This is a genomic window from Micromonospora sp. Utrum1 (assembly GCF_057197805.1).
Genome location: NZ_CM170071.1, coordinates 4,429,643 through 4,451,035, shown reverse-complemented (window position 1 = coordinate 4,451,035; position 21,393 = coordinate 4,429,643). Strand labels below are relative to the sequence as shown.

Genomic DNA, 21,393 nt, shown 5'->3' with positions numbered 1-21,393 from the left:
AACGGTCACCTTCGATTAAGTTCCTGACGGTGCGTCATCAGGCGCGCACGGCAGGTCAAGATCGGGGAATCATGTCCGGGAGTCGCCATGGTCCGCACGCTGCTCGCGCTCAAGGGTCGACTGGTCCGGGGAGCCCTCGCCCATCTGCTGGCCGCGGAGGACGACATAGACGTCGTCGGCGAGGCGGCCACGGCCCACGCGTTGCGTGACGCCCTGCGGGACGATCGCCCGGACGTCGCCGTCGTCGACGCCGACCTCGTCCCCCTGCACCAGCTCGCCCGGATCGCCGCCGCCCACCCCGACGGCGGCGGGCGGCTGCTGGTCCTGGTCGAACAGCGGCGCGCCGCCCGGGTCCGTCCGATGCTCGCCGAGCACGGACGACGGGTCGGCTTCCTCAGCCGGGACGTGCCGCCGCAGCGGATCGCCGAGGGCGTACGGCTGCTCGCCCGCGGCCAGGTGGTGCTCGATCCGGACCTGGTGGTCGCGGCGTTGGAGGTCACCGACAACCCGCTGACCCTCCGCGAGCGGGAGGTGCTCGACGTGGCGGCCGAGGGACATCCGGTCCGGGAGATCGCCGAGAAGCTGGCGGTCTCGGCGGGGACGGTGCGCAACCACCTGTCCCGGGTCATGGCGAAGACCGGCGCGCGGACCCGGTTGGAAGCGGTGCGGATCGCCCGGGAGTCCGGCTGGATCTGACCGGCTCCGCCCCGCCCTCCCAGTAGCCCACCAGCTCCCGGTAGGCGGTCGAACGGGCCAGCAGCCCCCGGTGACTGTCGAGCAGCGCGTGGTGGCCGTCGAGCAGCAGCACCCGGCGGGCGCGCAGCGCCGAACTGACCCGGTGCGCGATCACCACGAGCGTGCCGGGCCGCTCGGCGAACGCGGTCTCCAGCCGCGCCTCGCCGGCGGGGTCGAGGTGGCAGGTGGCCTCGTCGAGGATCACCAGGGGCGCCGGCGAGAGCCAGGCGCGCAGCAGGGCCAGTTGCTGACGCTCCCCGGCGGACAGGGCGGCCGGGCGCAGCGTCGCGTCCAGGCCGCCGAGCCGGTCCACGAGCCCGGACAGGCCCAGCCGGACCGCCGCCCGGACGATCGCCGGGTCCGCCAGGTCGGGCCGCAGGTAACGGAGGTTGTCCCGGACGCTGCCGGTGAAGACATAGGCCTCCTGCGGGATCAGCACCCGGCGCCGCGCCAGGTCGGCGGCCGTCGCACCGGCCACCGGCGTGCCGCCCACCTCGACCGTGCCGGACTGCGGGCGCAGCACCCCGGCGATCAACGCGGCCAGGGTGGACTTGCCGATCCCGCTGGCACCCACCACCACCAGGTGGTCGCCGTCGGGCACGTCGAGGTCGAAGCCGTCGAGCACCGGGTCGGCGTGCGGCCCGTACCGGAACGTCACGCCGCGCAGGGACAGCGCCGGCGGGCCCGGTCGCGCGGGCCACGCCCCGCCGACCGGCGGGGCCTCCCCGGACCTCGGGGCGCCGGTGCGCAGCAGCCGGTCCAGGGTGACGGTGAACCGCAGCCCGCCGGCGGCCACCCCCTGCACCAGGGTGTGCAGGGCGGGTTGCACCCCGCGGACGACGTAGACCAGGGCGCCCAGCACCGCGCCCGGCCCGAGGCCCTGCCGGACCAGCCAGGGGGTGGCGAGCACGACCACGGGGACCGGCAGCCAGCCGCCGACGGCGAGGCTCAGGCCGCGGGTGACGGCCATCGTGGCCAGCCGCCGCTCCACTCGCGCCTGGGCGTCGACGTGCCGGCCCAGCCACCGGGTGACCTGGTCCCGCGCGCCGCTGACCGAGACGTCGCGGTGGCCGGCGATCGCGGTGACCGCGACCCGGGTGAGGCGTTCGTCGGCGAGCACGTACTCCCGCTGGCGGGCGATCATCGGCGGCACGGCCGCGGCGAACAGGCCGAGACCGGCCAGCACCGGCACGGTGACGAGCAGGGCGACCGGGGCGGCGAGGGAGAACAGCCCGACGATCGCGGCGCAGGCGGCGAAGAGGAAGCCGCGGACCACCGTCAGCAGGCCGGCCCAGGTGTCCCGGACGATCTCCACCTGATGGGTCAGCCGCCCCACCGCCGCGTCGTCGACCCGGCCGTCCGTCGCGCCGGCCAGCGCGCCGGCCACCACGCGGCGCAGCAGGTCGTCACGGAACGGTTCGACCACGTCGCCGAGGCTCGCGTACGCCCGGTTGGTGCCCACGGCGCCGACGAGCACGGCGGCCGCGAGCAGCCCCAGCCAGAGCAGCCCTACCGCCGGGCGCCCGGCCAGGAAACCGGCGTCCACGGCCCGCGCGGTCAGCAGCCCGGCCAGCGCCGCCGGCAGCGCCTCGGCCGCCGACCAGGCCGCCAGCCGCGCGAGCGCGGCCCGCCGCGCCCGCAGCGCGGCCCGGATCACCGCACCGACCGTGGTCACGACCGGAACACCGCCCGGTAGCCGGGGTCGTCCCACAGCACGGCATGCGGACCGACCGCGCGGATCCGCCCGCCCGCCACCCAGGCCACCAGGTCGGCCCGGGCGGCCGTGCCGACCCGGTGGCTCACCACCACCCGGGTACGCGGATCCGCCCGGTCGGTCAGCGCCCGGCTCACCCGGTACTCGGTCACCGTGTCCAGGCTGGACGTGGCGTCGTCGAGGATGAGCAGCCGCTCGGCCCGCAGCGCGCGGGCGAGGCCGAGTCGCTGGCGTTCCCCGCCCGACATGGCGACCTCGGCCAACGGCGTGCCGTACCGGTCGGGCAGCCGCTCGACGAAGTCGTGGATGGCGGCGGCCCGGGCGAGCGCCACCGGCTCGGCTCCGCAGCCGATCGCGGCGCCCACCGTCTCGCCGACCAGCACGGGCCGTTCGAACCCGTAGCCGACCGCCGCGTGCAGCGCCGCCGCCGACAGTTCGGGCAGCGGTGTCCCGTCCAGCCGCACCTCCCCGGCGTCGGGGTCGCGCAGCCGGCCGGCGACGGCGGCGAGCAGCGACTTGCCGGCGCCGGACGGGCCGACGACGGCGAGCAGCGCGCCGCCCGGCACCCGCAGGTCGACCCCGTCGAGCAGCGGCCGGCCGTCGTCGGCCCGCACGCTGACCCCGCGCAGTTCCAGGCAGCCGGGGCCGGGCGGCAGGGTCCGGTCGCCGTACCGGCGGGCCGGTTCGGTGAGCACCTCGGCCGCGCGACGACAGCCGGCGCGTACCCGGACGGCCTTGTTGAGGGCGCTGACCACGGTGCCCAGGCCGGCGCCGAGCGCGGCGTACTGGAGGGCGGCCAGCAGGTCTCCCGGCGTCAGCCGCCCGGCGGCCAGGGAGAGCCCGCCCACGGTGACGACCGCCAGTTGCAGCATCGGGCTGAGCACGGCGCCCCGGGTCGCCGCCCCGGCCAGCACGGTCCACGTCCGGGTACCGTGCCGCCGCAGCTCGGCGACCGGGGCCAGGACCCGGTCGACCTCCCGCACGGTGGTGCCGGCCGCGGCGATGGTCCGCGCCCCGGCCAGCGCCTCCACCAGGAGCCCGGCCAGGTGCCCCTGGGCCCGCTGGTAGCCGGCGACCGCGGCGGACGCGTCGGCGACGAACCCGCGCAGCAGCACGCCGAGCAGCACCAGCCCGACGACGAAGGTCGCGCCGAGCCACGGATCGATCATGGTGAGGGCCACCAGGCTGCCCACCGGCGGCAGCAGCACGGTGCCGGCCAGCACGATGGTCGGGGCCGCCTGCCCGGCGTCGGCCACCTGGCCCACCAGGCGACCGACCAGGTCACCGACCGGGTGGCGGGCCGCGGTGCGGGGATCGAGGGCGAGGATGTGCCGGATCAACGTGTGGCGCAGGCCGGCGACGGACCGCGCGCTCGCCGCGCCGGTGCCGTAGTCCCGCACCACGCCCGCGCCGACCAGCAGCACGACCAGGCCGCCCACCGCGGCGAGCCAGCGGCCGGCGGACTCCCCGGCGGTGGCGCCGACGGCGGCGTCGACCGCCCGGCCCAGCGCCGCGGGCAGTGCCAGTTCGGCCGCCGCCCCGGCCACGGTGGCCAGGGCCAGCACCGGGGTCCACCAGCCGGCGGACCCGACGGCCCGCCACAGGAGCCGGTCGGCCGGGGTCATGGCACCTCCACGGGCGCGGCCCCGGACCGGCGTGAGCCGGCCCGGGGCCAGGCGAACCGATCGTCAGTTGCAGGTGGTGATGCTCAGCGAGCTGTCGCCGCAGAGCAGCAGGCTGGCCTGGCTGCCGCCGCCGTAGTTCTCGGTGGTCGGCAGTTCCATCGCCTGGAGGTCGAGCAGAGCCATGATCCTTCTCCTTCTGTCGTGACGGTTGTGTCGGGTCGTGGTCGTCCCGGTCGACGGCCGGGTCACTTGCAGGTGGTGACGCTCAGCGAGCTGTCGCCGCAGAGCAGCAGGCTGGCCTGGCTGCCCCCGCCGGTACGCTCGGCGGCCGGCAGCTCCATCCCCTGGAGATCGAGCAGGGCCATGTCGTTTCACCTCCTTCCGTACGAGTCGGGTCGGATCGCCCCGGAGTGACCCCCGGGGAGCTGGGTGGGCCGGTCAGTCGCCGGCCGGTGGGGTGGGCCGCGCGGGCGCGGCGCCGGACAGTGGCGCCAGGAACGGCAGGCCGGAGCTCGCCGGCCGGGTCGCCGCGAGGGCGCTCAGCACGCCGGCGGTGCCGGTGGCCAGGTCCATGGAGAGCCGCAGCAGCTGGTCGCCGGGGAAGGCGGTCGCCCCCCGGTACGGCAGCGCGTGCCAGCTCAGCAGCCGGGCCTGCCGGCGAGCCGGTTCGAACTCACCCCGCTCGGCCAGGTAGCTCACGATCCCGGCGCGGCCGGCGAACAGCCCGGACTGGGCGTAGAACGGGAATTCGGCGCAGCGGCGGATGGCCGCGGCGGCGGTGCGCAGGTCCTCGTCGGGGCGGTGGCGCAGGTACTGGTCGAGCACCAGGCCGATGCCCACGCTGCCCTCGGCGAGGTAGGGCATGGTCCGCCAGCCCTCGTTGACCTCCAGGTGGCCGGCGTCGCGCCGCACGCACCGGCGCAGGTCCTGCCGCAGCGCGGTCGCGGCGTGGTCGAGCAGGTTCCGGTCGTGGTCCAGTTCGTACATCCGCAGCAGCATCAGCGCCACGCCGGCGCCGCCCCGGAACAGCCCCGCGTACGGGTGCCGGCCACCGCTGACCTCGGCGACCGATGCGACGTCGCCGAGTCGGCCGACGACCAGGTCGACCGCCCGCCGGGCCGCGTCGGCGTACCGCCGCTCGCCGGTGAGCCCGGCGAAGTGGGCCAGATTGAGCGCGACCCCGGACAGGCCGCTCGTCAGATCGTCGCCGAGCTCGGTCCACGGCTCGTCGAGGCAGCGCTCCAGCAGCCGCAGCGCCTCGGCGCGGTGCCCGAGCAGTTCCAGCACGTACGCGACGCCGTGCAGCCCGTCGTAGAAGCCGAGCCGGCTGCCCGAGGCCGGTTCCCGTACCCGGTCGATCAGCCATCGCTCGTGCCCGGGGTCGGTGCCGGCGCCGCTGACGTGCAGCGCCCAGAGCACCCCGGCCGCGCCGTGGGCCAGGTTCAGCCCGCCGTCGGCGGCGGCGAACTGCCGGATGTCGCCGGGGAAGAGGCGGTCGTCGCGGTGCGGGGTGGCGCTCGCGGTGATCGCGGCGGCGAGCCTGTCCCGCAGCGCTGGCCAGTCGTCCGGGTCGATCGTTGTCGCGTCCGGGTGTCCGGGGCGGTGCCCGCTCCCGGGCTCGGTCTCCGCCTCGGTCTCGCCGAGGATCACGGCGACCGCCTCGTCGAGCAAATTCCGGGGGACGGGGAACTGTTCCGCCACCACCTCGGCCAGGTGGGCCGCCTTCTCCGGCGTCAGCCGGAGCATCGCGGTCAGCGGCAGGAACAGGGCCAGCCGCAGGCAGGCCAGGGCGTACCGGTCCACGTCGAAGCCCGTCCGGTCGCGGGGCGCGGCGAAGGCCTGGTTGCGCAGTGCCGGCCGGGCGGCCGCCGCGGCCGGGGTCGCGACCTCGAAGTCGACCAGCGTGACGGCACCGTCGTCGCCGACCATAATGTTGAACATGTGCAGGTCGCCGTAGACCACGCCGTGGGCGTGGATGGCCTCCAACGCCTCGGCGACCTGCCGGTGGAGGTCGAGAGCCCACCGGGTGTACGCGTCCCGGTCGGCGTCGAGGTGGACCAGCGGGTAGCGCTCCACCACCAGCTGGTTCAGCGGGCGGCCCGCGACGAACGTCAGCGCCAGGAACTCGTGCCCGCCGAAGCTGAACTCGTCGTGCACCCGCACCAGGTGCGGCACGTCGGCGAGCCGGCGCAGCACCTCGGCCTCCCGGCGCAGGCGGGTCACCGCGTCCGCGCCGGTGGCGTCCAGCCCGGCGTGCGGGCGGGCCTCCTTGAGCACCACCCGGTCCCCGGTGCGGCTGTCGCGGGCCTCGTAGAGACCACCGCCGTTGGAGAAATGGATGACCTTCTCGATCCGGTACGGCAGGTCGGTGGTGGTGGCGGCGTTCCGGGCGGCCAGGTGCGGGGCGAGGAAGTCGGGCAGGGTGACCCAGTCGGGCACGTGGAAGACCGGATCGCGCCGGTCCGGCACCAGGGTGCCGCTGGCGTCCTCGATGGCCGGCACCACCTGGCCCTCCGGCGAGAGGCAGTACCGGGCGGCGAAACCGCCGTAGCGCAGGTAGACCGGGCCGTCGCCGTAGCGCAGGTCGCTCAGGATGTACGGACCGGTCTCGCCGTCCAGCAGCGCGGCCAGCTCCTTGGCGGTCAGCTCCAGTTCCGCGTCGTCGCGCGGGTAGACGGTGATGAACTTGCCGCTGGCCGCCCGGCGGGCGTACTTGCTGTTGCGCATGAGCAGCATCCGCGAACCGCGCAGGTGCTTGAACGGGATGTCGCGGGGCTGGCAGTAGTCCATCACCCGGACAAGCACCCGCTCGGCGTTGTCCAGCCGGGCCGACACGTGGATCTTCCAGCCCTGGGGCGGGAGGGAACCGCCGACCGGCGCGTGGATCAGCCAGTCGTCCTTGACCTCGCACTCCCAGCCGGGCGCCGGCGGGCGGTCCGCGAGGTAGCCGGGAGCCTCGACATCGGAACTGGCGAGCGAGTCGTAGAACAGCGGATCGACCGCGCAGTACGAGTCGTACCGTTCGTCCATGTCGTCTGCCTCCACCGGCTGATCGGGTGAGGTCAATCCTGCGGACGGCGGAGGTGGGAGCAAAGTGCGATGAGTCATGACCGGCGCGTGATTTTCACACCCCGAATTCGTGACAACGGCGGAGTTTGAAGTCGCGAATACCGTGCCACCAGTGCGGCGTACTCCGGCCGGACGTGCGAAGACCCGCACCGGCGCGCGGCCGGTGCGGGTCTCCCGGTGCCGGCCGACGGCCGGCGGGTGGCTCAGTAGACGGTCACGCCGTAGGCGCTCGCCGCCTCGGTGACCGGCTGGAAGAAGGTGGTGCCGCCGCTGCGGCAGTCACCGCTGCCGCCGGAGGTGATGCCCAGCGCCTTGGTGCCGTCGTAGAGCGGGCCGCCGGAGTCGCCCGGCTCGGCGCAGACGGTGGTCTGGATCATGCCCTTGACCGTGCCGCCGCCCTGGTAGCGGACGGTCACGTTCAACGCGGTCACCGTGCCGCTGTGGGTGCCGGTGGTCGAGCCGGTGCGCTTGACCGCCTCACCGACGAACGCGTTCGCGGCGGTGTAGCCGCCCGGGTGGCTGAGTGAGGCGTTGTCGTAGCGGACCAGGGCGTAGTCGTTGCCGGGGAAGCTGGAGCTGATGGTAGGCCCGATCAGTGTCTTGAGGCCGGAGTCGGTGTACCAGGTCTTGGCCACGTTGCCGCAGTGCCCGGCCGTGAGGAAGTAGTAGACGTTCGACTTCACCACGTTGAAGCCGAGCGAGCAGCGGTAGCCGCCGCCGTAGATGGCGTTGCCGGCGGACAACAGCGGGCGGAAGGTGCCCCGGGCCCGGTCGACCCGGATCGCGCCCGCCGCGGCGCCGGCGCTCTTCTTGACCGTGGCGACCTCGGCGGCGGAGACGCTGTCGTCGGCGGTCACCACCACACGGCCGGAGGCCGAGTCCACGCGCCAGGCGATGCCCTGCACGCCGGAGGCGGCGACGGCGGCGTCCACCCGGGCCAGTTGGTCGGCGGTGAAGCTCGGGGCGGCGGCCGAGGCGGCGCCCGGAACGGCGAAGGCGCCGGCGGCCACCAGGCCGACCGTCGCGGCGAGCAGGGGGGTGAGTCGGCTTCGGCGGATTCTCACGGTCTTCTCCTCGGACGGTGAAGGCCGCCGGTTGCGTCGGCGTCCATGCCGTGCCGCCGGGGTCGGTTCGGGGTGTGACCTCGGCGAACGCTGTAGCGGCGAGTATCCACCCGGGTCGATGCCAGGGCAAGGGGTCGGCGGCGCGTCGTCCGGTCCTGACTAGGGTGGGGCGGGGGAGGTGCGGCGATGATGGTGGAGCTGAGCGGGGACGCCCGGGCCGGACTGGAGGCGGTGGTGCCCGGCGGGGTCACCACCCGGGCCGCGGACCGGCTCAAGCTGGCCCACGACGCGTCGCACTACCTGTTGCACCCGAGCGCGGTGGTCACCCCGGCCGACGCCGACCAGGTCGCCGCCCTGCTGCGGCACAGCCGCCGCACCGGCACCCCGCTGACCTTCCGCTCCGGCGGCACCAGCCTCAGCGGCCAGGCGGTCACCGACCGGCTGCTCGTCGACACCCGACGGCACTTCCGCGACCTCGACGTCCTCGACTCGGGCCGGCGGGTGCGGGTGCAGCCCGGGGTGGTGCTGCGGCAGGTCAACGCGCGGCTCGCCCCGTACGGCCGCAAGCTCGGCCCGGACCCGGCGAGCGAGTCCGCCTGCACGGTCGGCGGCGTGGTCGCCAACAACTCCAGCGGGATGACCTGCGGCACCGAGTTCAACACCTACCGCACGCTGGAGTCGCTGCTGCTGGTGCTGCCCAGCGGCACCGTGCTCGACACCGGCGCCCCGGACGCCGACGCCCGGCTGCGCGCCACCGAACCGGAGCTGCACGCCGGCCTGCTGCGGCTGCGCGACCGGGTGCGCGGCAACCCCGACTCGGTGCGCCGGGTCCGCGCCCAGTACGCCATGAAGAACACCATGGGGTACGGGGTGAACGCCTTCCTCGACCACGACGACCCCGCCGACCTGCTCACCCGGCTGGTGGTGGGCAGCGAGGGCACCCTCGCCTTCGTGGCGGCGGCGACCTTCCGCACCGTACCCGTGCACCGGCACGCCGCGACCGGCCTGCTGGTCTTCGACACGCTGGGCGCGGCGATGGCCGCCATGCCGGCGCTGGTGGCCGCCGCACCGGCGGCGATCGAGCTGCTCGACGCGGCCGCCCTGCGGGTCGCGCAGCGGGACCCGCAGGCGGACGCCGCGCTGCGCGGCCTGCCGGTCCGCGAGCACGCGGCGCTGCTGGTCGAGTGGCAGGAGTCCGACCCGGAGGCGCTCGCCGCCCGGGTGGCCGCAGCCCGGCCGGTGCTGGCCGACCTGCCGCTCACCACCCCGGCCCGGCTCAGCGGCGAGGCCGCCGCCCGCGCCGCGCTCTGGCACATCCGCAAGGGCCTGTACGCCGCGGTGGCCGGCGCCCGCCCGTCCGGCACCACGGCGCTGCTGGAGGACATCGCCGTCCCGGTCGAGGCCCTCGCCGACACCTGTGCCGCGCTCGCCGACCTCTTCGACCGGCACCGGTACGAGGAGAGCGTCATCTTCGGCCACGCCAAGGACGGCAACCTGCACTTCATGCTCAACGAGCGGTTCGCCGGCGGCGCGGCCCCGGCGCGCTACGCCGACTTCACCGAGGAGATGGTCGACCTGGTCCTCGGCCACGGCGGCACGCTCAAGGCCGAGCACGGCACCGGCCGGGTGATGGCCCCGTACGTGCGCCGCCAGTTCGGCGACGAGCTGTACGCGGTGATGCGCGAGGTGAAGACGCTCTGCGACCCGGACGGCGTGCTCAACCCGGGCGTGCTGCTCAGCGACGACCCCGAGATCCACATGCGGCACCTGAAGACCGTGCCGACCGTGGAGGAGGAGGTGGACCGCTGCGTCGAGTGCGGCTACTGCGAGCCGGTCTGCCCGAGCCGCGACCTGACCACCACGCCCCGGCAGCGGATCGTGCTGCGCCGGGAGATCGCCGCCGCCCGCGCCGCCGGCGACCCGGCCCTCGTCCGCGAGTTGGAGGACGCCTACGACTACGACGCGGTGGACACCTGCGCGGTGGACGGCATGTGCGCCACCGCCTGCCCGGTTCTGATCAACACCGGCGACCTGGTGAGGCGGCTGCGGACCGAGCGCAACGGCGGGGTCGCGCAGGCCGGCTGGCGGGGCGCCGCGCGCCGCTGGGGCGCCACCACCCGGGGCATGGCCCGCGGGCTGGACCTGGCCGGCGCGCTTCCGCCCGCGCTGCCCGAGGCGGCCACCCGGGCCGCCCGCGCCGTCCTCGGTGCCGAACGGGTCCCGCAGTGGCGGCGCGACCTGCCCCGGGGCGGCCGGCCGCGGCACCCCCGCCCGGTCGACGAGCCGGACGCCGTCTTCGTCCCGTCCTGCCTCGGCACCCTGTTCGCGCCGGCCGAGGGCGGCTCCGGCGTGGCCGCCGCCCTGCTCACCCTCGCCGACCGGGCCGGCGTCCGCCTGCTCGTGCCCGACGGGGTGGCCGCCATGTGCTGCGGCACTCCGTGGTCCTCGAAGGGCCTCACCGCCGGCTACCAGTCCGTGCGCGACCGGGTGCCGCCGGCGCTGCGGGCGGCCAGCCGCGACGGCGCGCTGCCGGTGGTCAGCGACGCCGCCTCCTGCACCGAGGGCTTCGCCAAGCTGCTCGCCGGGGCCGGCGACCTGCGGGTGGTCGACGCCGTCGGGTACGCGGCCACCGAACTGCTGCCCCGGCTCACCGTGCGCCGCCGGCTCGGCTCCCTCGCGCTGCACCCGACCTGCTCGTCCACCCGGCTCGGGCTGGACGACGCGCTGCTCGCCGTGGCCCGCGCCGTCGCCGACGAGGTGGTGGTGCCCGCGGGCTGGCAGTGCTGCGGCTTCGCCGGCGACCGGGGCCTGCTGCATCCCGAGCTGACCGCGTCGGCCACCCGCGCCGAGGCCGCGGCCGTCGTCGCCCGCTCCTTCGACGGGTACGCCTCGGTGAACCGCACCTGCGAGATCGGGCTGGCCCGGGCCACCGGGCAGCCGTACCGCCACCTGCTGGAACTGCTGGCCGACGCGACGGCCTGACGGCGGCGGGTAGCATCCCGCGATGTGCTGCGCAGTTGGTGGTTGGCCGGTCTGATGCTGGTGTGCGGGGTGCTCGCCGCGGTCGGCGGGGACACCCCGGTGGTGGCTGTCGTCGAGTTCCTGGTCTTCGCGGTGCTGGCGGTGCTCTTCTCGCCGCTGGCCTTCCCGAGGTCGCTGCCGGCCGGGGAGGCGCGGCGGCGCAGCGCCCGCGACGGCCGGCCGGTGGTCTACTGGCGGCCCGGCTGCCGCTACTGCCTGCGGCTGCGGCTCCGGCTGGGTCGCCGCGCCCGGCGGGCGTACTGGGTGAACATCTGGCGCGACCCCGACGGGGCGGCGGCGGTCCGGGCGATCACCGGCGGCGACGAGACGGTCCCGACGGTGGTGCTGCCTGATCAGGCCGTGGTGAACCCGGAGCCGGCCTGGCTGCGCGAACGCCTGCCGTCCTGACGGCAGGCGCGGCCCGGTCACAGGTGTGGCTCCTGCCGCGCATAGGTGCGGGGCGCGGGGCGCGCCGGGCGGTGACCGGGCAGACTGGTGCCGTGGACGGGCTACGGGAACTGCTCGGGGTGGACCTGCCGGTGGTGGCGGCGCCGATGGCCGGCGGACCGACCACCACCGGGCTGGCCGCGGCGGTGGGCGCGACCGGGGCGTTCGCGTTCCTGGCCGCCGGCTACAAGACGCCGGAGGCGGTGGCGGCGGAGATCGCCGACCTGCGTGCCGCCGGCCGGCCGTTCGGGGTGAACGTCTTCGTGCCCACCCCGGTGCCGGTGGCGGAGGTGGAGTTCCGCCGCTACGCCACCCGGATCGCCGCCGAGGGCACGCCCTACGGGCTGGACCTGGCGGACGCGGCCCGCACCGAGGACGACGACCACTGGGCGGCGAAGCTCGACCTGCTGCTCGACGACCCGGTGCCGGTGGTCAGCTTCACCTTCGGCCTGCCGCCGGAGCCGGTGGTCCGGGACCTGCGGGGGGCCGGCAGCCGGGTGCTGGTCACGGTGACCGACCCGGCCGAGGCGGCGGCCGCGGCCGACCTCGGGGTGGACGGGCTGGTCGTGCAGAGCGGCGCCGCCGGCGGGCACCTGGGCACCTTCACCCCGGACGCCCCGCCGCCGCCGCGCCCGCTGCCCGAGCTGGTCGCGCTGATCGCCGGCAGCGCCGGCCTGCCCGTGCTGGGCGCCGGCGGGATCGGCGGCCCCCTGGACGTCCGGGCCGCGCTCGCCGCCGGTGCCGTCGGCGTGCTGGTCGGCACGCTGCTGCTGCGGGCGGACGAGAGCGGCGCCGGCCGGACCCACCGTGAGGCGCTGGTCGACCCGCGACGGGACCGGACGGTGGTCACCCGCGCCTTCACCGGCCGCCCGGCGCGTGGGCTGCGCAACGACTTCATCGACCGGCACGAGGCGGCAGCCCCGCTCGGCTACCCCGCGCTGCACCACCTCACCCGGCCACTGCGGGTCGCCGCCGCCCAGGCCGGCGACGCCGACCGACTGCACCTCTGGGCGGGCACCGGCTGGCGCGGCGCCCGGGCCGCCCCGGCCGCCGACATCGTCACGGACCTGACCCGCGACCTCTGAGCAGCGCCACGGCCGGCGACAGCGCCCACGTGACCGCCTTACCCGGCCGGCGAGCGGCCGGCCATCCGAGGGCGGCCGGGCTCGGATGGCCGGGAGCCGCCGACCGGCGGCTCCCGGCGTGCGGTCAGCCGGCGACCGAGGCCAGGTAGCGCTCGGCGGCGTCCGGGGTCATGAACCAGTCCCGGAAGTCGTTCGGGTCGCTGAACCCGTTGGCGAACCGCCGGGCCACGACCGGGTTGCCGGCGGCCGCGCCGAGCACCTGCTGCACGTGCGGCGGCAGCGGTTGCAGCATGGCGTTCGTCCAGCCGGTGACCGCCTCGCCGGTCTCGGTCCAGAACCGCTCGAAGGTCTGCGTCATCCAGTCCCGGTCGAACGGCCGGTCGCCGTGCTCCAGAATCGACCCCAGATAGGTGTACGCGCACTTCGCGGCGGTGTTGCTGCCCTGGCCGGTGATCGGGTCGTTGGCCACCACCACGTCGGCCATGCCGAGCACCAGCCCACCCGAGGGCAGCTCCGCCACCGGTTGGCGCACTGTCGGGGTGTACCGCCCGGACAGGGTGGCCCGCCCGTCGGTCAGCTCCACCTCGGCGCACCGGTCGTAGATCCACGGCGTGTAGCGGCGGGTCAGGTCGAGGGTGAGCTTCAGGTGCTCGGCCGGATCGCGCCGCTCGGTCCACAGGTCCAGCGGCCCACCGGGCACCGCCTCCCAGAACAGGATCTCGCAGGGACCGGAGTGGGTCAGCGCCGGGATGACGAACAGCTCGCCCAACCCGGGCACCGCGTTGAAGCTGACGTGCGGCACCGGCAGCAGCGGGTCCGGGGTCATCCCGTGCACGTACGCCACGGCCAGCCCGCGCTGCGGCGCGTCGTACACCGAGCGGGCCGGGTCGCGGTCGAAGACGCCGACCAGGTCGCCCTTGCCGGCGGCCACCACGGTCAGGTCGTAGCGGCCGAGCCGGGCCAGGCCGTCCAGGTCGCTGGTGGTCACCGTCTGGTAGAGCACCGTGCCGCCGCGCTGCTCGAACAGTTCCAGCCAGTCGGCCATCTTGATCCGCTGGTCGGTGCTCTGCGCCGGCTCGTCGAGCGGGCACGCGATGCGCAGCGCCCGCTCACCGGGAGGCGCGGAGAGCGAGACCTGCAGCCCCTCGATCCGGGGCGCCCGGTCCTGCCACAGGTCCAGCCCGTAGCGGCGTTCCGTGGCGAGCGCGGTGCCGAACATCGCCTGGGTGCTCATGACCCAGCCCCGGCGGATCTCGTCGGGCGTCCGGGCCGACATCACGGTGACGTCGTACCCCTCGGCCTGCAGGCTCAGGGCGAGTTGGAGCCCGGACTGGCCGGCCCCGACGATCAGGATTCTGCGCATGGTTCCTCCAGGGTTGAGCTACCGCGCCGCGAGCGCGCCCGCGGTGGGCCGGGGGGTGCGGGACATGGCGTGTTCCACGACCGTCAGCAGCGCCCGCGCCACCGACGACGGATCGCGGGCGTCGCACGCGGTCAGGGGTACGCGGGCCGGCAGCGAGAGCGCGGCGCGGACGTCCTCGAGCGGGTGGTGCAGCACCCCGTCGAAGAGGTTCACGCAGACCACGAAGGGCACGTCGCTGTCCTGCTCGAAGTAGTTGACGGCCGGGAACGAGGCGGCCAGGTCGCGGGTGTCGGCGAGCACCAGAGCGCCGACCGCCCCCCGGCACAGGTCGTCCCACATCGGCCAGAACCGGGGCTGGCCCGGCGTGCCGAACAGGTAGAGCACCAGGTCGGGGCCGATGGTCAGCCGGCCGAAGTCCATCGCCACGGTGGTGGTCGTCTTGTCGATGCCGGGGTCCAGCCGGTCGACGGTCTCGCTGGCCGCCGTCATCCACGCCTCGGTGTTGATCGGCGGGATCTCCGAGATGGACCGGACGCAGGTGGTCTTGCCGACCCCGAAGCCGCCGGCGATGACGATCTTCGCCGAGGTCAGCAGCGGGCTGTCAGGCAAGTTTGCGGAGGCCATCGCGCAGTCTCTCCAGGAGGCGGAAGTCGACGTTGTGGTGGTCGGTGTGGATCAGCAGCCGGTCGGTGGCGGCCAGGTCGTCGACGACGACCCGGGTCACCCCCAGCGAGATCCCGCAGACCGCGGAGAGCTCGGCCACCGAGCGCGCCGCGGGGCGGGCGTGCTCGTACAGCGAGCGGGCCTCGGGCAGCAGGCCGGCGGCGAACACGGCGTCGTAGTGGGGCACCGACACCAGGGTGTGCACCAGCAGCGGCTGCCGAGTGCGGGTCCGGCCGGCGGTCAGCACGTACGGCCGGACCTTCCAGTACCTCAGCGGCATGATCATTTTCCTCCGGCCGGTCAGCGGGCCTGAGCGGCGGTCATCCGGTGCAGCTCGTGCCGGACGGCCGGCGTGAGGGCGTGCCACACCGCGCCGACGAACTGCGTCATCCGGTACGACACGACCCGCAGGTCGCAGCCGGGCGCGGCGGCCACGGCCAGGCCCGCGGACTCGCCCACCCGCATGAACAGCAGGTGCCCGCGGGGCAGCCGGACGGTGAGGTACTCGGCGGAGCCCAGCTCCAGCAGGGCGGAGCTGCGGTCGGCCATGCTGAGCAGGCCGGCGGTCAGCGCGGCGAGCTGGTCGCCCAGGTCGCGGCCGACGCCGCGCGAGGCGGCCAGTTGCAGGCCGTCCAGCGACACCAGCAGCGCGTGGTTGACTCCCGGCACGTCCTCGGCGAACTGCCGGATCAGCCAGGCGCAGTCGGGCAGCCCGTTGCTCGTGCCGGTTCCCGGGTGGACGTGGGTCATCGCTGCCGTCCTTCGTGGTCGGTGGGGGTGCGGGCGTCGCTGACGCCGGCCGCGAAGGCCGCCGTCTCGTCCGGCCACGCCTCGGGCGGGGAGCCCACGCCGGGTTCGGCGGGGGGCCGGGGCGCCGGGACCCGGTCGCGGACGCTCTCGGGCACCCGGCGGGGCAGCCCGGGGGTGGCCGGCGCGTCGCCGGCCGGCGTGCTGAGGGTGGTCAGCCGGACGGTCGGCCCGTTGGTGCCGTCGTGGGGCGCGGCCATCGGCGTACTCCAGGGGTCGGTCCCGTGCGAGGCGGATGGCCAGGCCGGCGGCGGTGCGGGCGCGGCCGCGGCCGGGCCCGGCGCGGGGATCTCGCAGAGCAGCCCGCCGGGTACGGCCACGGATGCGGTGGTCCCGCCGGCGGGCCGGGTGGTGAGGGTGACCCGCAGGTGGTGGGCGACGGCCAGGTGGGCCACCACGGCGAGCCCGAGGTGGGCCGCGGGGTCGAGAGTGATCGGGGTGGCCGGCCGGCCACTGAGCAGGGCGTTGAGCTGGGTCAGGTGGTTGGGGTGCACGCCCACCCCGGCGTCCTCGACCCGCAGCAGGACGCCGCCGTCCTCGGTGACGAACGCCGACACGGTGACCGGGGCGGTGGGCGGGGAGAACCGGGTCGCGTTGTCCAGCAGTTCGGTGAGCACCCGGATCACGTCGTCGGCGGCGAACTCGACCACCGCCAGCTCGACCACGTGGCCGAGCCGGATGCGCGGGTAGTGCTCGACCGCGGAGGCGGCGGCGCGGACGACGTCGACCAGGGGGACCGTCTGCGGGTCGGCGTCCTCGACCCGCTTGCCCAGCAGCACCTGGAGGTTCTCCGCGTGCCGCCGGATCCGGGTGTTCGCGTGGTCGATGCGGTAGAGCCGCTCCAGGCGCTCCGGGTCCTGCTCGTCGGCCTCGACGGCCTCCAGGTGGGCGCCCATCTGGTAGGCCGAGGCGAGGATCCGCAGGGCGAACTGCTCGCAGATGGCGGGCCACGGGCCGGGCCCGCGGGCCTCCTCCGCAGGTGGCGGTGCGGGGGTTTCCGGTGGCGCGACGTCCCACCGGGCGACCGTCGGATCCAACCAACGTGCCGCCCGCTGCCGCCAGGTGGCCCGTCGCCGCGTGATGTCGGTGCTTCTCACGAAAAAACCGGCCTGTCCGTGATCTTCGGCTCTGGCATGGTGCAGCAGTCAACCATCACGTGTGCGCCGATTGCAACGTTGAAGGGCAACTTGGGGCGGTTTTCACACTCCGGTCGCCACACTGCCACAAATGGTTGATCGGTCCCGCGCCGAAGAACGCAACAGCCGGATGCGAGATCTTTCCGGCGGGTCGGCCGTCAGCGGGGGCGGCGTCCGATCGACCGGCCACCCGTGCGGGCCGCCCGACCGGCGGTGCGGCATGATCATGGAAACGGCGTGGCGCGGAAGGGGACGGGCGGATGACGGTGGCGGTGCCGCGCGGCGGCCGGGTGCTCTTCATCGGTGACAGCATCACCGACGCCGGTCGGGACCGGGCCTGCCCCGACGACCTCGGCACCGGGTACGCCATGATGGCCTCCGCCTGGTTCACCGCCCGCCACCCCGACCACCGGGCCACCTTCCTCAACCGGGGCATCAGTGGCGACCGGGTACGCGACCTGCGGGCCCGCTGGGAGACCGACTGCCTGGCCCTCGCCCCGCAGGTGGTGTCGGTGCTGATCGGCATCAACGACACCTGGCGGCGCTACACCCGCGACGATCCGACCAGCGCCGCCGACTTCGCCCGTGACTACCGGCATCTGCTCGAGGCCACCCGGCCGCTGGGCGCCCGGCTGGTCCTCGTCGAGCCGTTCGTCGTCCCGCTAAACGACGCGCAGCACGCGTGGCGGGCGGACCTCGACCCGAAGGTCGAGGTGGTCCGCAAGCTCGCCGCCGAGTTCGACGCGACGCTGGTGGCGGTGGACGAGCTGTTCCAGGCGGCCGACGTGGACGGCCGGGTGTGGACCCGCGACGGCGTGCACCCCACCCCGTTCGGTCACGCGCTGATCGCCCAGGCCTGGCTGCGTGCGGTCAGCCCGTCGGCCTGAGTCTGCCATCGACGCCGATCGTGGTTAAGCTCGGCGGATGCACCGCTCCCGGCTCTACGCCCTGATCCTCGACGCGCCCCGCGAGGCCGCCGGGCCGGCGACCGAGTTCTGGTCCGCGGCGCTCGGCGCGCCGACCCGCACCGACCCGGCCGAGCCGCAGTTCACCGACCTGGTCGACGTGGTGCCCGGGCTGGTCACCGCGGTGCAGTCGGTGGACGACGCGCCCCGGCACCACCTGGACATCGAGACCGACGACGTGGCCGCCGAGGTCGACCGGCTGGTCCGCCTCGGCGCCACGCCGGTGTCCCGCTGGCTCGACTGCCACGTGCTGCGGGCGCCGGGCGGTCACCTGCTCTGCGTGATCCCGGTGGCCAGCGACCCGGAGTTGTTCGCGGAGACCGCCACCCGCTGGGACTGAGTCGGGGGTGGCCGCGAGAGCGCTCTCGGCGCCGGCGCGCCGGCGCCGCTCCGCGACCACCTGACCAGCGGGATCGGGTTTTCCGGGCACCGCTTCGGGTAGTCGCGGCGACCATGTGTGGCATCGGCGGTGAGGCGCGCTTCGACGGCTCGCGACCGGACTCCGCCGCGGTCGAGCGGATGACCGGGGCGATGCGCTCGCGCGGGCCCGACGGCGAGGGTCTGCGGCCCGAGGGCTGGGTGACGCTCGGACACCGGCGGCTGACCGTGATCGACCTGTCGGAGGCGGCGGCGCAGCCGATGGTCCGCGAGGACCTGGGGCTGACGCTCGTCTTCAACGGCTGCGTCTACAACTACCCGGAGCTGCGCGAGGAGCTGATCTCCGCCGGCCACACCTTCCGCTCCACCGGGGACACCGAGGTGGTCCTCGTGGCGTACGCGCAGTGGGGCGAGCGCTTCGTCGAGCACCTGGTGGGGATGTTCGCGGTGGCCCTGGTCGACCACCGGCGGGACCGCCTCGTCCTGGCCCGCGACCGGCTCGGCATCAAGCCCCTCTACCTGGCCGAGTCGCCCGGCCGGCTGCGGTTCGCCTCCACGCTGCCCGCGCTGCTGCGGGCCGGCGAGGTGGACACCGACATCGACCCGGTGGCGCTGCACCACTACCTGTCCTGGCACTCGATCGTGCCGGCGCCGCGCACCATCCTGCGTGGAGTACGCAAGCTGCCACCGGCCACCCTGCGGATCGTCGAGGCCGACGGCCGCTCCCGCGAGCACGTCTACTGGCAGCCGGACTACCGCCGCGACCCGGCGCACGCCGGCCTGACCGCCGAGGACTGGACGGCGGCGGTCGGGGACGCCCTGCGCACGGCCGTGCGGCGGCGCCTGGTGGCCGACGTGCCCGTCGGGGTACTGCTCTCCGGCGGCCTCGACTCCAGCATGATCGTCGCCCTGCTCGCCGAGGCCGACCAGCACCACCTGCAGACCTTCAGCATCGGCTTCAGCGGCCGCGACGGCGAGGCGGGCGACGAGTTCCACTACTCGGATCTGGTGGCGGGCGCCTTCGACACCGATCACCACCGGATCCGGCTCGGCGACGAGGACCTCGTCCCGGCCGTCCGCCGCGCCGTGACCGCGATGACCGAGCCGATGGGCAGCCACGACGTCGTCGCCTTCCACCTGCTCTCCGAGCAGGTCGCCCGGCACGTCAAGGTGGCCCAGTCCGGCCAGGGGGCGGACGAGGTCTTCGCCGGGTACGGCTACCACCAGCCCCTCGCCGACGTGCCCCGCGACGCGGTGGCCGAGGCCTTCGCCGACGCCTTCTTCGACCGTACGCACGCCGAGCTGAGCCGGATGGTCGGTCCGGCCCACGCCTGCCCCCGGGACGCCAGCCGTGAGGTGCTGGCGGCGCACCTGGCCGCCCCCGGCGCCGAGACCGCGCTGGACGCGGTGCTGCGCCTGGACACCCACCTGATGCTCCCCGACGACCCGGTCAAACGGGTCGACAGCATGAGCATGGCCTGGGGGCTGGAGGTGCGTACTCCCTTCCTCGACCAGGACCTGGTCACGCTGGCCGCCGCCTGCCCGCCCGAACACAAGACGGCCCAGGGTGGCAAGGGCGTGCTCAAGGAGGTGGCCCGGTCGGTGCTGCCGGCCGAGGTGATCGACCGGCCCAAGGGCTACTTCCCGGTCCCGGCGCTGCGCAACGTCGACGGCCCGGTCCGCGAACTGGTCGCCGAGGCCCTCGCCGCGCCGGCCGCCCGGCGGCGGGAGCTGTTCCGGCCGGCGTACGTGGCGGAGCTGATCGCCGACCCGGACCGCGCGCAGGCCGCCGCCGGGAGCAACAAGCTCTGGCAGCTCGGGCTGCTGGAGCTGTGGTTGCAGTCGCACGGCATCGACTGACCGCCTGGTGTCTCCGCCTCCTCGCCGGGTAAGCGGTGCGGATGAAGTTCCTCATCGCCGCCGCCGACACCGGCACCTACGGGTTCACGCTGGTGGGCGCCGACGGCCAGGTCATCGCCACCGGGCGGCAGTACGCCGACAAGGCCGCGGCCCTGGCCGTCGTCGCGGACATGATGCGCGAGATCGGCGGCGCCGCGATCGAGGACCGCACCGAGCCGACCGAGCCGACCGAGCCGGCCGGGGCGCCGCCCAGCCGGACGGTCGACGGGGAGCCCGACCTGGCCCGGATCGGGCGGTCCGGCATCCCGCCCGTCTGACCACCGGTGGTCAGCCGTCGAGGGTGCGCGCGGCCAGCTCGTCCAGGACCGCCCCGACGTCCCCGCCGGTGTCGGCCAGGATCCGCCGCTGCCGGGTCGCCCCGCTGCCGTCGCGGCGCAGCCGGTCGAGCTGCTGGTGCACCACGTCCAGGTCGCCGTGGCGGCTCAGCGCCGGAGTCACGGTGGTGACCAGGTCGTCGATCAGCTCCCAGGCCGGTCGGGACCCGCCCGCGCGCAGGTCGACCAGGTCCCCGTCCACCCCGTCGTGGGCGGCGCGCCAGTGCGCGGCAGCCACCACGCAGCCCCGGATCCGGGGCGCGGCCCGGCCGGCGCGCACGTCGTCGATCGTCGTGTCGACCAGGGCCCGCAACAGGGCGGCGACCAGCACGGTGTCGTCGACCGTCGGGCAGACGTCGCCCACCCGGACCTCCACCGTCGGGTAGGCGACGGACGGGCGGGCGTACCAGTAGACCATCTGGGCGTCCAGCATGATGCCGGCGTCGACGAGCTCCTGGACCGTCCGGTCGTAGTCGGCGGCGGAGTCGAAGTGCGGGGTCGGCCCGACGCTCGGCCAGCGGTCGAACTGGATGGCGCGCCAGCTCGCGTGCCCGGTGTCCCGCCCGTCGTGCAGCGGCGAGTTGGTGGTCAGTGCCTGCACCACCGGCAGCCAGGGCCGCAGGTGGTTGCAGACCTGCACGGCGAGTTCCCGGTCCGACACCCCGACGTGCACGTGACAGCCGCAGACCGCCGGATCGTGCGCCACCGGCCCGAACCGGTGCGACATGGCACGGTAGCGGTCCTTGTCCGGCACCGAGCGGTGCGGCTCGCACACCGGCGTCGCCGCGACCGCCACCAGCCGCGCCCCCGCCGCCTCGGCGGCCTCCGCGGCGGCCCGGCGGAGCGCCACGAGGTGCGCGCGCAGCTCGCCCAGGCCGGTGCAGATCGGCGTCACCATCTCGACCATGCTGTGCCGGAACTCCTGCCGGCTCTGTTCCCGGCTGGCGCCGGCGAGAGCGGCGAGCACCTGGTCGGCCACCGGCAGGCTCTGTCCGGTCACCGGATCCAGGAGCAGGTACTCCTCCTCCACGCCGAGCGTGCGGACCGCCGGGACGGGCGCCACGGGCTCACCTCCGGGGTGCGGCCG

The 21,393-nt window shown here is 75.2% G+C and carries 20 protein-coding genes; 8 read left to right on the top strand and 12 right to left on the bottom strand.

The window, feature by feature from the left end:
• Positions 1 to 87 precede the first annotated feature (87 nt).
• Positions 88 to 696, top strand: a complete 609-nt coding sequence (locus AC0OLQ_RS21030) for a response regulator transcription factor (RefSeq protein ID WP_357342331.1) — start codon at positions 88 to 90, stop codon at positions 694 to 696.
• On the opposite strand, the gene AC0OLQ_RS21025 is transcribed toward AC0OLQ_RS21030, so the two are convergent.
• From AC0OLQ_RS21025 to AC0OLQ_RS21000, 6 genes are all read right to left on the bottom strand, one after another.
• Positions 626 to 2,410, bottom strand: a complete 1,785-nt coding sequence (locus tag AC0OLQ_RS21025) for an ATP-binding cassette domain-containing protein (RefSeq protein WP_484527649.1) — start codon at positions 2,408 to 2,410, stop codon at positions 626 to 628. The genes AC0OLQ_RS21030 and AC0OLQ_RS21025 overlap by 71 nt on opposite strands.
• The gene (locus AC0OLQ_RS21020; protein WP_484527648.1) at positions 2,407 to 4,074 is read right to left on the bottom strand and encodes an ABC transporter ATP-binding protein; all 1,668 of its coding nucleotides are present in this window, start codon (positions 4,072 to 4,074) and stop codon (positions 2,407 to 2,409) included. The genes AC0OLQ_RS21025 and AC0OLQ_RS21020 overlap by 4 nt, the downstream gene beginning before the upstream one ends.
• Before the next feature lie 63 nt (positions 4,075 to 4,137).
• Positions 4,138 to 4,257 (bottom strand): SapB/AmfS family lanthipeptide, encoded by a 120-nt coding sequence (locus tag AC0OLQ_RS21015; RefSeq protein WP_357272928.1) that lies wholly within the window; start codon positions 4,255 to 4,257, stop codon positions 4,138 to 4,140.
• A 62-nt stretch (positions 4,258 to 4,319) separates the two neighbouring features.
• On the bottom strand, positions 4,320 to 4,439 hold the full coding sequence (locus AC0OLQ_RS21010) for a SapB/AmfS family lanthipeptide (protein ID WP_088974649.1): 120 nt from the start codon (positions 4,437 to 4,439) through the stop codon (positions 4,320 to 4,322).
• 73 nt (positions 4,440 to 4,512) lie between these two features.
• Positions 4,513 to 7,104 carry a class III lanthionine synthetase LanKC gene (lanKC, locus tag AC0OLQ_RS21005; RefSeq protein ID WP_484527647.1) on the bottom strand — a complete coding sequence of 864 codons (2,592 nt, stop codon included), beginning with the start codon at positions 7,102 to 7,104 and terminating at the stop codon, positions 4,513 to 4,515.
• A gap of 242 nt (positions 7,105 to 7,346) precedes the next feature.
• A complete protein-coding gene (locus AC0OLQ_RS21000) occupies positions 7,347 to 8,207 on the bottom strand; it encodes a S1 family peptidase (protein ID WP_484527646.1) in 861 nt (286 codons plus the stop codon).
• A gap of 186 nt (positions 8,208 to 8,393) precedes the next feature.
• On the opposite strand from AC0OLQ_RS21000, the gene AC0OLQ_RS20995 reads away from it, so the two are divergent.
• From AC0OLQ_RS20995 to AC0OLQ_RS20985, 3 genes are all read left to right on the top strand, one after another.
• Complete coding sequence (locus AC0OLQ_RS20995) at positions 8,394 to 11,189, top strand: FAD-binding and (Fe-S)-binding domain-containing protein (protein ID WP_484527645.1); 2,796 nt, start codon at positions 8,394 to 8,396, stop codon at positions 11,187 to 11,189.
• Positions 11,190 to 11,213: 24 nt separating this feature from the next.
• Positions 11,214 to 11,636, top strand: a complete 423-nt coding sequence (locus tag AC0OLQ_RS20990) for a glutaredoxin domain-containing protein (RefSeq protein WP_484527644.1) — start codon at positions 11,214 to 11,216, stop codon at positions 11,634 to 11,636.
• A 92-nt stretch (positions 11,637 to 11,728) separates the two neighbouring features.
• The gene (locus AC0OLQ_RS20985; protein WP_484527643.1) at positions 11,729 to 12,760 is read left to right on the top strand and encodes a nitronate monooxygenase; all 1,032 of its coding nucleotides are present in this window, start codon (positions 11,729 to 11,731) and stop codon (positions 12,758 to 12,760) included.
• Positions 12,761 to 12,884: 124 nt separating this feature from the next.
• Here the strand turns inward: AC0OLQ_RS20985 and AC0OLQ_RS20980 are convergent, their stop codons facing one another.
• The 5 genes from AC0OLQ_RS20980 to AC0OLQ_RS20960 are packed head-to-tail and all read right to left on the bottom strand — an operon-like array spanning position 12,885 to position 16,690.
• Entirely contained in the window at positions 12,885 to 14,123 is a 1,239-nt protein-coding gene (locus AC0OLQ_RS20980) for a styrene monooxygenase/indole monooxygenase family protein (RefSeq protein ID WP_484527642.1), read from the bottom strand.
• 18 nt (positions 14,124 to 14,141) lie between these two features.
• Positions 14,142 to 14,747, bottom strand: coding sequence for a GTP-binding protein (locus AC0OLQ_RS20975; RefSeq protein ID WP_484527641.1), 606 nt, complete (start codon positions 14,745 to 14,747; stop codon positions 14,142 to 14,144).
• Positions 14,725 to 15,066 (bottom strand): DUF742 domain-containing protein, encoded by a 342-nt coding sequence (locus AC0OLQ_RS20970; protein WP_357342309.1) that lies wholly within the window; start codon positions 15,064 to 15,066, stop codon positions 14,725 to 14,727. The genes AC0OLQ_RS20975 and AC0OLQ_RS20970 overlap by 23 nt, the downstream gene beginning before the upstream one ends.
• 20 nt (positions 15,067 to 15,086) lie before the next feature.
• Positions 15,087 to 15,536 carry a roadblock/LC7 domain-containing protein gene (locus AC0OLQ_RS20965; protein ID WP_484527640.1) on the bottom strand — a complete coding sequence of 150 codons (450 nt, stop codon included), beginning with the start codon at positions 15,534 to 15,536 and terminating at the stop codon, positions 15,087 to 15,089.
• The gene (locus AC0OLQ_RS20960) at positions 15,533 to 16,690 is read right to left on the bottom strand and encodes a sensor histidine kinase (RefSeq protein ID WP_484527639.1); all 1,158 of its coding nucleotides are present in this window, start codon (positions 16,688 to 16,690) and stop codon (positions 15,533 to 15,535) included. The genes AC0OLQ_RS20965 and AC0OLQ_RS20960 overlap by 4 nt, the downstream gene beginning before the upstream one ends.
• Positions 16,691 to 16,989: 299 nt before the next feature.
• On the opposite strand from AC0OLQ_RS20960, the gene AC0OLQ_RS20955 reads away from it, so the two are divergent.
• The 4 genes from AC0OLQ_RS20955 to AC0OLQ_RS20940 all read left to right on the top strand — a co-directional run bounded on the left by AC0OLQ_RS20955 (position 16,990) and on the right by AC0OLQ_RS20940 (position 20,249).
• Entirely contained in the window at positions 16,990 to 17,616 is a 627-nt protein-coding gene (locus AC0OLQ_RS20955; RefSeq protein ID WP_484527638.1) for an SGNH/GDSL hydrolase family protein, read from the top strand.
• A 37-nt stretch (positions 17,617 to 17,653) separates the two neighbouring features.
• The gene (locus tag AC0OLQ_RS20950) at positions 17,654 to 18,034 is read left to right on the top strand and encodes a VOC family protein (protein ID WP_484527637.1); all 381 of its coding nucleotides are present in this window, start codon (positions 17,654 to 17,656) and stop codon (positions 18,032 to 18,034) included.
• Between the two features lie 113 nt (positions 18,035 to 18,147).
• Entirely contained in the window at positions 18,148 to 19,932 is a 1,785-nt protein-coding gene (locus AC0OLQ_RS20945) for an N-acetylglutaminylglutamine amidotransferase (RefSeq protein ID WP_484527636.1), read from the top strand.
• 41 nt (positions 19,933 to 19,973) lie between these two features.
• Entirely contained in the window at positions 19,974 to 20,249 is a 276-nt protein-coding gene (locus AC0OLQ_RS20940) for a YegP family protein (protein ID WP_357342290.1), read from the top strand.
• Between the two features lie 10 nt (positions 20,250 to 20,259).
• On the opposite strand, the gene AC0OLQ_RS20935 is transcribed toward AC0OLQ_RS20940, so the two are convergent.
• Positions 20,260 to 21,369, bottom strand: a complete 1,110-nt coding sequence (locus tag AC0OLQ_RS20935) for a carboxylate-amine ligase (RefSeq protein WP_484527635.1) — start codon at positions 21,367 to 21,369, stop codon at positions 20,260 to 20,262.
• Positions 21,370 to 21,393: the final 24 nt, after the last annotated feature.